Source organism: Vibrio sp. SCSIO 43140 (assembly GCF_023716585.1).
GTDB lineage: Bacteria > Pseudomonadota > Gammaproteobacteria > Enterobacterales > Vibrionaceae > Vibrio > Vibrio maritimus_B.
Genome location: NZ_CP071850.1, coordinates 1,041,819 through 1,052,530, shown reverse-complemented (window position 1 = coordinate 1,052,530; position 10,712 = coordinate 1,041,819). Strand labels below are relative to the sequence as shown.

Below are 10,712 nucleotides of genomic sequence, written 5' to 3'. Positions count from 1 at the left end.
TAAAGACCTAGGTTTGGACGGAAATGTTAGTTTTTGAGTAACGCTCTCTCAAGCTTCGTTTCTATAAGCCAGTCCCGGCTCTTGGCACAACAGAAAATCTTGCTTCAATCCAAAATTTAGGCTGATAACAAATTACTCAGATTTATAGCTGAACTAAATGCGACCGCTGCTCTTCACTTAATGATGTGATCGATTGCACCTTCAATTGACTGACACTACTGCTATTCATTGATGCCATATCTGAGTTTGGTAGCTTCCACATAGCGCCCGTCGCAGGGTCCACAATGAGAAGCCCAATAAAACCTCCGAATAGTATGTTTCCAACATACCAACCATCGACTTTGCTTGTAATTGTGTGTGTGACAGGTTCGAAACCATCTTTAGTGTAGGTTATTGTATAGTCAGCACCGTCGAAAAAACCGTTAGAGGCATTTAGCGTAATTGTTGAAGGAGTCGTGCCCTGATCAATGGTTGTACCATCTTCATTTTTTATTTCGTAACGCGCTTGTGTGGGTTGACTTGCAATGTTGAGAGGATAGGTATCTTTACTCACAATTGTTGCGCAGCCAGAAAGGTAGCTAGCAGCGACCAATAACACCATTGCCTTTTTATACATATTCTTTACCTCGATTAAATATTGTCAATTAGTATATAAACCTCAATTAAAACCAATAGAAGTAGGAGTTATCTGATATTGTATACTTCATAGTAATTCGTAAAATGAAATCAACTATTTGAGAGTTGGATAAGCTCTAAAAAACATAACCTATGCCTATATTTGACCCAAGAAGCGTGTCATATTTAATCTGAAAATTAATTTTTGATAGAGTATATGTAACACCAATATTGGCCCCATATCCTAGTTTAGAGTTATTTTGCTTATCTGCTTCTACGTAGTAATGCCCGCGATAGCCTAGTATGTGGTACTTATCATAGAACTCAGCATAGGTCGTCTGTGATGCTAGAGTAGCACCTATTGTTAGCCCCCATGAGCTGCTTATTCCATAGGTAGCAAACGGTGATAGGTAAACGTCAACGTTATCAACATATCCTTTGAAATCATCACCGACATCATGCCCAAATTGTTCTGAGAAACTGTAGTAATCCCCTTTCGGTTGAAACCCTAATCCTATTGACATTCCAAATCCTAGTTCATTGAGTTTGAGGTTCTGGAAATAAACGCCTACGGTATTTGAGTTAGGAGCATACTCTACGCCAAGACTTTTACTATCGTTACTAGCAAAAACTACTATTGGTAGCAAACTACAACTCAAAATAATCACTTTTCGCATAAGAAGCCTTATTGAGATCTATTGATTCTATAACCTGATCGTACTCTTAATCTAGATATAATCTGTAGGAATTTACTTAACATTTACAAATACCGCAGCCCTTAGTAATTCCTGCCTGCATTCAAAATAAGTAAATTCCTACAATAAAAAACTCAGAGTACCCGTAAGCTAGTGATATGAGCTAGTTAATATAAGATTCGATTTATGAAAAAAGTGGTTATACCTGCTCTATATTTACTTTTATTATTTTGGTACTGGGAAAAAACTCCAGGAGTTATCTCAAATAAAGCTACCGAACAAAGCCCACACTTCAAGTCTGCAAATTTTACCCCTTACAATCGACAAACGGCACCCAATTCGAAAATTACATTATTTGTTACAAGTCAAAGTGAGGTCGATATACCAATTCTTAGTTTTGCATCCATTACACCTAATTTAATCAACGAGCCAAGCATGCTGTCTGAACTGCATTTCTCAACCTATGAGCATTACATCGATGATGTTTACTCTGAGCATTTGATTTCACCGAGGCTCACTGAAAACACATCTTTTCAGCCCTCAACCTTCATAGAAAGCACCTTCGCAGAGAGCAAATTTAGGATCGACCATGCAGACCGTATCGGTTATTCATCTGCGACAGAAGATCACTATACTCCGAAAACACTTGATGTGTTTCAACCAAGCAATAAGATAGAAGTTCGAGGCGAAAATGGGAATGTCGTGTTTACAGTATTCAAAAAATCAGACCAGCTTAGCGTGTTAGCTTCTGAGGAGTAATGAGCACAGCGCGCGCAGATACAAGATTCCTACCTCAACACTAATGACAACAGTACAAGAGAATTTGATAACGTTCAGATAGCAAAACGCCGCTTATAAAAGCGGCGTTTTTAATGTGGTTGGAATCAAAAAGCGTCCATGCATTAGCAATAAATTCAACAAGTTAAAGAAAAGTAAAAACCATAATGTATCCCAATATGAAACCATAAAGTGTCCTAATTTTTCTCCAACTCAAATTTGTCTCTGAAGCTGAAAGAAAGTTACACCAAGTAAGGTCATAAGTTTGAACTTTGCAGGTTTCGGAGGCTCATTACTTAACGCATAAATCTCTTGAAGATCTCACTGCAACCAACAATAACTATTTTTTATGATGTGTACGATACGATGGCGCCGATTAAGCAGTTGATTGAGTCTGGATGGTAGGTAGCTACTTTTGGAAATAGCAAAGCAACCCTGGACAGAACTACTCCATCCCCAATAAGCAAAAACCGCCAAAAGGCGGTTCTCTAAAGGGTGGGATCCCAGCCACATCTCGGCACACAAATCACACGCTGCGGCTGCTGTCTTCCGACCCTGACCGAGTTCACATGCTATTGTTGCGAGAGGACCAAAACCCCATAGATTCTGACGCTTTTCGCGAATGGATGATATTATCAGTATTATTCGCCAAATTGCAAGAACTTATCCGCGGTAAAGCAAACCTCGACAGCTTCTAACTACTGTCTACTAATCAGCAGTTGATTTTGAAACTCCTCTTTATTCTGTCATTCAGAAGTTGAGCTATCTCCGGGTTGAAATCACATCTGGATAGAAAGCACACACTGAATAGAAAGCACTGAAACAAACTTTTGGACAGAATGAGTTATGTGTTTAGTTAAACACAGATTAGTAGAAATAAGGCTATCTCTACTACTCATTGAATTTCAGTTCCGTAAGAGAGCGAAAAAGCCTTCAGCTTCATTATATACTAAGATTCATTGAGCATATCCACGAGATAATGAAAAGGGACTGGATATCGGTAGCAACGACAAGCCGTCAGTACCAAAGGAGCCTTACCTTCAGTAACGGCTGACATACTTTTGAACGAGTCAGCATTGAGACACTCTTGCGTTATGTGTTCTAGCACCGCGCTTCCATTCATTGGAAAATCTGTTGATGCCGAACCATGCGGACGAGAGTTAGAGTACATATCTTGCTCACTACTTTGGTTTGGATACCAATACTGTAACGTGCTATGTGTAAGTTTCTCTTTGGTAAACTTTTCCAAATCTTGGCTTACTGAATCTAGTTTATAAAAAGAGCAAAAAACAGCTAACAGCGGGTATAAGACGCTAGCCTCCGTAACTTTGTTCTTATAATCACTGTTGGTCTTATCTTTGTTTCTGTGAGCAAGCAACTTTTCGTAAGAGTTGTTCACGATTGGATACATGCCATCACACTCGAAAGTGAAAATACACTTATCGACCACCCCCGAGAGCCAACTCTGCACAAAACTGTCAAGTTCTGAATTATTTGAAAGCAAAGTTAAAGCTAGACCAAGATCAATTGCCTGTGAGTCTTTATACGGAGACAGCAGCATTGGGTTATTAACAGCCAAAAGATTAATTGCATTCGTTACCTCTCTGAGGCGAAGCCGTAATTTTTCTTGCTCTTCAGTCTCGCCATCTGTTGGTGTTTCTTCAGCATAACTCTTAGAGAGTGAATCTAAAATCCAATGACCTTTAACCGCTAGGCGCCCTAGCACATCAAACAGCTTAATGTTTACATCAATAGAACATGGCGAATGAACCGCATGAGAGAGCGCGTATTTAAGTCCAACATATGGAATTAAACATCGGTCCACATAACAGTCAGTAATTTGTTGATACGTATCCAAAATACTATCGAATGACTTTGAGGCCTTGTTCCTTCCTGTGTAGTGGTCTTTAACTTTATCCCAAGCCAGCAGTAATGCTCGCTCCGATGAAAGATATGCAGCTTCTAAATTCCCACCGTCACGACACCATGAAAATAAGACCCATAAACAAACGTTAACCCGAGTTATGGACGATGCAATAGAATCGGCATCAGTGGCATTTGACAAAACTTCATCAATCAATAGCGAGAAATGTTTGTCTGAACTCTCAGCCTCCTCAAGTAAAGCCAAGGATTTTCTTAACAAAGCCTGACTAGAGTTGGGTAATAGTTCCTCTTTAAGTAAATGTTGTTGAATAAGCTCAGAGAGCTTATCGCCATTCCACTCTTCAAAAGAAACATTATCACGCGTATTCCGCTGCTCATAGCCAGAGACCTCTTGCCTAATCCCTGAGCCAACATCTCCGCCAAAACATAAGCAGATAACTATTTTTTTATCCCTATGTTCAGGTGGTAGACGACTGGGAATAAATGAATCCTGAATCTCATCTAACGAGGGTCTAAGAGCCTGATCGGCTTTTCCATTCCAAGTTTCACGAGTAAGGTTCCCCGACTTTACTGAGAACAAATAGACTTTTTCTTCCTGATCATTTATTTGCCCTACAGCCGCTATATCAACGCCGTACTCTTTGACTCCACGGGTCGGTGAAATGAATACATTCATTCCCATACTACTCAATAGATCGGGCAATACAGCATCCAATTCTTTGCGCTCTTTGAGCGAGGCTAAGTATTGCTTAAGAATTAACTTCATCTTTCATTCTCTCACAACGGTAAACTCGTAGAACATAATCGAGTGATTCTGGGTCTAAAACGTTCAACCTTGGCATTTCAGTCGAATGGGAAAAAGACTGCATTTGCATCTCTTGCCGTACTTGCCCTCCATCCCCCAGTTGCATGTAAAAAATTGAGCTATTGCCATACAAGAGAGTCTGCTTCGTTGCTATTAGATCGATAAACGATCCTCTTGATGCATCTTCGTAGGCTGTCTGGATACTCTTGTTAGATTCTTTCCAATAAACGCTGATATTTTCTCTAGGTGCCATCAACTCTTTTAGCCCAGAGACTTTTTCAATATCTGAATGATAAGCTTGAAGCTTACCAAGTAATCGCTCACATGGGTGTGCTTGAAAGCCTTTATCAATGCATGATTGGAAGAATCGCTTAAGCTCCCCTGGATAACTGAAAAGCAAGGGTTCATACAAAACCTGTTCAAGCTCATTACGAGTAGTTTTCGAAGCAGTTTCGTAAATAGATAGAATGAAGCTTGCAGCCGCAACAGGCCGAGTAAACAGCCAGCCGACAGCCTTGCGGCTAACAAACACTTGCTTCACCTCATCACCTAGCAGTGCCACTTCTGCCTCTAGCTCGACATCCTTGCCCGTAACATCATGAAGTAGATCTAAAACACCGTGGCAAAGTGTGGAATCACCAGACAAAAACCACTTTGTAACGATGTGATTAAGTAGATTACTGTGCTTGCTCAGTAGCTCTCCGGAAAAGTAATCCAACTGGGGGAGCTTCACGCCTACATTCAAAGTCGATTCTAATAGCTTTAGGGCAAGGGGGGAGTCCCCCTTCTCAACTAGACTGACCAATATATGGTCGACATTATCTATAGTACCTTTGTGCTCCGGGGATACATTGGCCAACTGTTTTACTAGAAGCTCTAGAACACCCTCCGGTAGGTCGGCTCGCTGAAAGGCAACAATATGTGATATCTCATAGAGAACCTCTGGACGAGCTCCCTCAACAAACGTAATTAGAAAATCTTCAATCTGCGACCAATAAGCTGGGAATGCATCTCCGAAGTTAATTGTTGATCGCAATATCGAAGCACAACAGCCACTTTCACGTTCGCCACAGGTTCTGCTGCTAAGTAGCTCCCAAATGACATTGGCCTGCGTTTCACATACCTTAAGCCTTCCGAGAGTAAAATAGGCCTGACTTCTTACCATCTCATTACTATTGGCAATTAGGTTTTCTGTAGTTTGGATAGCGTCGTTCACACGATCTGAGCCGTATGCGAGGATTGAGCTAGAGAGAAAAGGAGCAAATGAACTTAGCTCACTTTGTGCGAGGATAAATCCAACACTATCGCTGGGGCGATGCGCTTCCACTCTACAGAAACGTTCAAAGGCTCCATAGACGCCACCAATGGCCAAATCTCTTCCAGCCTGCTGCGTAAGATGAAGCAAGCAGCACAGGACATCTTCAACACTTGCATCTAGTGAAGGTAGTACGCTTTCAAAGGTATGCAGAACAGTGAAAAAACCGTTTTCCCTTACGCTGTTATCAAGGCTCCCGACAGTTTCTATGAGATTAATTTTATCTGAGTTATGCAGTTCAGATAGTGCGTCATTTAAGACTTTCTCTTCTTTTTCTATTTCTTGAACATACAAATCATTAATCTGTGTCAGCAAACCATCTGCTGTTCCACTTGCAGTTAGCAACCTAACTTTTGTTTCCTCTAATGACATTTCTTGCCCCTAACTAGACAGCTACGAAACACTTTGTTGGATAAAAAAAAATAGGTCAAACATAAGGTGCTCGAATTGAGAGTTAGAAAGAGCCTAAAATGTTTTGGGGCACTTCCGAGTTACGAAGTGCATCCTGTGACGGTTCTGGACAGAAACGTTTTAGAATTGATGGTCTATGGCGTTTCTGTCAGATTAGGAAAAGTATGTTGGGGGCCTTAGACATTTGTTATATGTATTTAAACAACTCGGCCCTCAAACTCTCGGGTTCAACTGCCGACCCCAAGAGTGACTTAATTTGCTCGATATAATCTTTATTAGTACCAACAACATATCGATGACACTGATTATATGTAGCCATTGCTAAATAAGTTGTAAACATCGGATCTAGGTTCATTGCGTGATTTTGAACTGGTGAAAAGGTGACCAACTGATTGTTCGATAGAGGCATAATAAACTTAGAATTAAATGCTGACATTTGAGCCAAGTCATCAATGAGTAGTGGATTATCACCCGTTAAAAAGTTGTTCCAATCACCGTTTTCTGGCGAAACATGATGGACTTTCCATGTCTCGTAATCACTATCATGCACCCTGAAGTCAAACGTTAAGAGGGGTAACATGAAGCTACGAAAGTAATGCCTGAACCCAGAGTCATTATCCAATGCTTCTTTGACTAATTCACAATCGCCAATATTGACCCCATTCAATGTAATTCTGCTTCCAAACTGTGCTAGGTCTAGGGTTTTAATGTACTGTCTTACAAAGGGATCGAGCAAAGGCATTCGCCAAAATTGAAAGGCTACAAATACCTTGAGAAGATATATGCCTTCTTTGGATATTAACTCATCTACCGACAACCCTTTACGAACTGAGTCAAAAAACTGTCCCAGTGGCGCTTCAATTGTCCCATAGAGCTTTTCCAATGCATCAGTTCGTACACCTCGATGTGTAACTGTATTTCTATGCTTTTCGAATAGTATCGTTCGAGGCGTTTGCTTATCTTTCTTGAATAAGCTCAACTGCTTATCGAATACTTGAATGCGACCTGTCTCTGCTACAAAGCCTCGTAGGTATAGTTGCGGAACATAATGATGATTAATTGAACTCAAAATTCACCTCATACATATAGCCTCATTAAGGTGTGAGTCGCGCTTGGCTGTAATTGAGCTAAGCTAAAATGCCAAGCATTGCGAATCACTCTAAAATGCTTTGTTAGCTTTCGTTTGGCCAGTTAGTGATATGCATAGGTATTGAAGCTCTGCCTTCAAGTAACTGAGATAAACCTTTACGAATTTGCTCTTGCTGGTTTTCAATATCTCCATGAGCAACAGGTGAATAGGATGAGTTTTTGATGTGCGTTTTATCAAAGCTGTAATCCAAAACTAACGCCATTTTATGCAAGAGCTCGATTAAAAGTTCAACACGCTTAAGATTCCATTGTTCAGGTGACATTGAACGATCTCTAAGCAAGTCTAAATATGCCTTCCACGCTTCCACAACTTCTTTTTCTTTTTTGTGGCTAGTATTAAACTCTAGATCAATGCGATTTAAAGTCATTACATGATCCCAGTGTGTAGTGTAGGATCTCGTCGCCATTAGTGTTTTAAAGATATCAAGTTTACGTTGTTTCGCAGCGCTCTGGACATCTAAATATTTTGTCAGTTGCACAGCTACAATTGGCCCCAGGAGAACAGCTAAAATCATTAGCCAATCAGATATTGTCATTGAAAGTCCCTTTTTTACATTGCTTGAAAGCTAATACACCAGTTTAATAAAATACACGTTTGCCATCGTTGAGCTAGTTCTTGTTGTAAGGATTTCGTGCGATAACCATGCACTTCTGAGGTATCGTGGTAGAACGCTAACGCCCGCTTAAGTGGTGAGCAACGCAATACGGTGCTCTCCCACACTGCCTTAATCACTTAAATCAACGCATAGTAAAATGCCAAGCGTTGCGAATCTGTCTTAAAGCGTTTGCTGTGTGTTTTCTTAAAACCCATATTATCCCATTAAATTCTAAGTATCTTAACGTTTACTCATTTGGTGGGCGAAATCTGCTAAGATTTCCTCGTCAAAACCTTCATCGTAAAGAGACTCCATACTTTCTCTTATATCAGGGTCAAGTGCTTGGGTCATGCCAGTGAGAACAGAACCTTCTTCTCCCATAACGGCATCCTTTAACCACTTATCGAAATAGGTCTCTATAACCTCTTCCTTCACTCTCTCCCACCATTTATCTCCGGAAACAGGGTGAATCCCTTTAAAGCTATATCCTACGCGCTCACCGTTATCGTAAGTCATCAAATATATATTCCCTACTATAGGGTTTGGATAGTTTCTATCCATAAAAGACTTCCAAGATGCTAAATCTCCTTTTATACCTAGAGGCGCTGGTACCCAAACAACCTTACTCATATATAACTCCCAGTCTGTAACTTAATCTTTGTATAAATATCTGCGTCTTCCGCGCGAAGCACATAACACCGAATTAAAGGGGGACACAACGCCAAGACCCAACCTAAACCATTGTGCTATAAACACAAAAGCTAAAGCCAAGCGTTGAGAATCTCCCTTAAACTCTTTGCTACGTGTTTTTTGAAATCTGCGAAAGTGTAAATTTTTTTAAGTCTTCGCAATCATCAGTATCGATACCAAAACGCCTATATATGCCAGCATATTGTTCCCAACTCATAACTTTCTTTTCAAACTCTTCCATACCACGCGCAAAGTCAAAAATGTTATCAATTAATACTTGAATATGAGCTAAACTATAAACGCAAGATTTATAGTAAGAATAGTTTGAGCCAGTCTCTAAGGGCATTGACTGCATTCTTGAGTGATGAATTTGCAATAGCATCAAAATATTTGCCAAGTAGTCCGCGATTTCAGGCTGTGCGTGTCGAATACAATCTTGAAATACAGCCACATGAAAGTCCGGGTATGGGGTTACGGTGGCAGTCAACTTATCTCTTCGCAGCTTTCTCGAACGCCCTCTTTCATATGACTCCACAACAATTTTACTGCTTTCTTCACAATACTCGCAAAGCTCGCTTAAGGCCTTTGGTAATAGCGCTTTCGAAGCAATAAACTCTCGTTCAGTTTGTTTATTTGCATTGTATCTTGATATGTTGAAGGCTATTACGCTAGAAGCAAATGCTAAAACGCCGACGTTTAGAGCTTGCCATGTATACCAAACAGAATGAACATGCTCCCAATTGAAATTTGAAGTTACAAATGGAAACACGAGCATTGAAAATAGATACAGAACAAACGCCAATAACGAAATTTTGTTTGCAACTTTTAACATCAAGTCTAAGTCAATTTTTCTCATTAACGTAAATCTACCTCGTTACACATAACGCTTTAAATACAGTCTTTCCCGTCTTTGCATTCTACCTATGTTGCTGCTGTTTACTATGAAACTCAACTGGTATCAATCTGTTATGTGAATCGGCATATAGTTGTGGGGGCGACATACGGAAAAACTCCATATTAGAGATCAAAGTAAGGAATAGGTTAACTTAGTTTACTGGAGTACTGGCTAGATTTTCCGTTCGCAGGTTCTAAGAAGGTTTGGGGCAAAAGTGAGCTACAGCCTACCCTAAATTAGCGTTTAACGAATGAGCTAAGGTATTGCAACTCCCTTATCGATTTGTCAAAGCTACTAATCCACTACATCAAGGAATGAACTGACCACCTCATCGAGATCTTGTTCTTGGTTTTTGTGTAACTTTTTAAAGGCTTTCTCAAAGATCGGTGTTTGGAAAACATAGGAGGATTTTAGTCAAAGCTTTAAGCCACAAGCTTGCCTGCTTCTCTTTCCGCCTTGCCGATAATAACTTGCTTAACAAACTCATAAGGCAAATTAGGATTATCCTTCATCAGTACGCCAATTTTTGCCCAATGTTCGATTTGTTTTGACGTTGTACGATTAAGCGCTTTCGCTATAACAGCCGCTTTCATCTGCAAGCTCTTGGTCAATTCTTATGTTTGTGGTTGCCACGGCGTTGCCCTTGATTTTTGATTCTCGTAGTTTGAATCGTAGCAATCTACCACAGCAACTGCCAATGAACATCTTGGCCTAAAGAGGCAAGAGTCGGGAACGCGATTTCTCCCTGCGAAAGGAGAGGTAAGCGTACTGGGCATCGGAGAAACTTAGTCAAATACAGCTCATTGAAGTGCGCTGGCAGATAAATTTTGAATATAGGGTAAAATTGTAATCACCTTAGGTAAAATTGAAATTGACCCGC

The 10,712-nt window shown here is 40.3% G+C and carries 9 protein-coding genes, 1 other RNA gene and 1 pseudogene; 1 reads left to right on the top strand and 10 read right to left on the bottom strand.

Annotated elements, in window-relative coordinates:
- Nucleotides 1–142: 142 nt before the first annotated feature.
- Together J4N45_RS05020 and J4N45_RS05015 are read right to left on the bottom strand one after the other, a co-directional pair.
- Nucleotides 143–616: a hypothetical protein gene (locus tag J4N45_RS05020; RefSeq protein WP_252013885.1), complete on the bottom strand. Its 474-nt coding sequence runs from the start codon at nt 614–616 to the stop codon at nt 143–145.
- Nucleotides 617–752: 136 nt separating this feature from the next.
- A complete protein-coding gene (locus J4N45_RS05015; protein WP_252013883.1) occupies nt 753–1,292 on the bottom strand; it encodes a hypothetical protein in 540 nt (179 codons plus the stop codon).
- A gap of 204 nt (nt 1,293–1,496) precedes the next feature.
- Here J4N45_RS05015 and J4N45_RS05010 point away from each other — a divergent pair, with 204 nt between their 5' ends.
- On the top strand, nt 1,497–2,069 hold the full coding sequence (locus J4N45_RS05010; protein ID WP_252013881.1) for a hypothetical protein: 573 nt from the start codon (nt 1,497–1,499) through the stop codon (nt 2,067–2,069).
- 516 nt (nt 2,070–2,585) lie between these two features.
- Here J4N45_RS05010 and ffs read toward each other — a convergent pair.
- From ffs to J4N45_RS04970, 8 genes and pseudogenes are all read right to left on the bottom strand, one after another.
- Nucleotides 2,586–2,682, bottom strand: an RNA gene (gene ffs / locus J4N45_RS05005) — signal recognition particle sRNA small type.
- A gap of 354 nt (nt 2,683–3,036) precedes the next feature.
- Nucleotides 3,037–4,737, bottom strand: a complete 1,701-nt coding sequence (locus J4N45_RS05000; protein ID WP_252013880.1) for a hypothetical protein — start codon at nt 4,735–4,737, stop codon at nt 3,037–3,039.
- Entirely contained in the window at nt 4,721–6,463 is a 1,743-nt protein-coding gene (locus tag J4N45_RS04995; RefSeq protein ID WP_252013878.1) for a hypothetical protein, read from the bottom strand. Before J4N45_RS04995 ends, J4N45_RS05000 begins: the two co-directional genes overlap by 17 nt.
- 226 nt (nt 6,464–6,689) lie before the next feature.
- Nucleotides 6,690–7,571, bottom strand: coding sequence for a DUF4238 domain-containing protein (locus J4N45_RS04990; RefSeq protein WP_252013876.1), 882 nt, complete (start codon nt 7,569–7,571; stop codon nt 6,690–6,692).
- A 103-nt stretch (nt 7,572–7,674) separates the two neighbouring features.
- Nucleotides 7,675–8,187, bottom strand: coding sequence for a DUF6680 family protein (locus J4N45_RS04985; RefSeq protein ID WP_252013874.1), 513 nt, complete (start codon nt 8,185–8,187; stop codon nt 7,675–7,677).
- A 300-nt stretch (nt 8,188–8,487) separates the two neighbouring features.
- Complete coding sequence (locus J4N45_RS04980; RefSeq protein WP_252013872.1) at nt 8,488–8,877, bottom strand: hypothetical protein; 390 nt, start codon at nt 8,875–8,877, stop codon at nt 8,488–8,490.
- A 169-nt stretch (nt 8,878–9,046) separates the two neighbouring features.
- Nucleotides 9,047–9,793: a hypothetical protein gene (locus tag J4N45_RS04975; protein WP_252013871.1), complete on the bottom strand. Its 747-nt coding sequence runs from the start codon at nt 9,791–9,793 to the stop codon at nt 9,047–9,049.
- Nucleotides 9,794–10,254: 461 nt separating this feature from the next.
- A pseudogene (locus J4N45_RS04970) lies at nt 10,255–10,465 on the bottom strand (TA system antitoxin ParD family protein).
- Nucleotides 10,466–10,712 lie beyond the last annotated feature (247 nt).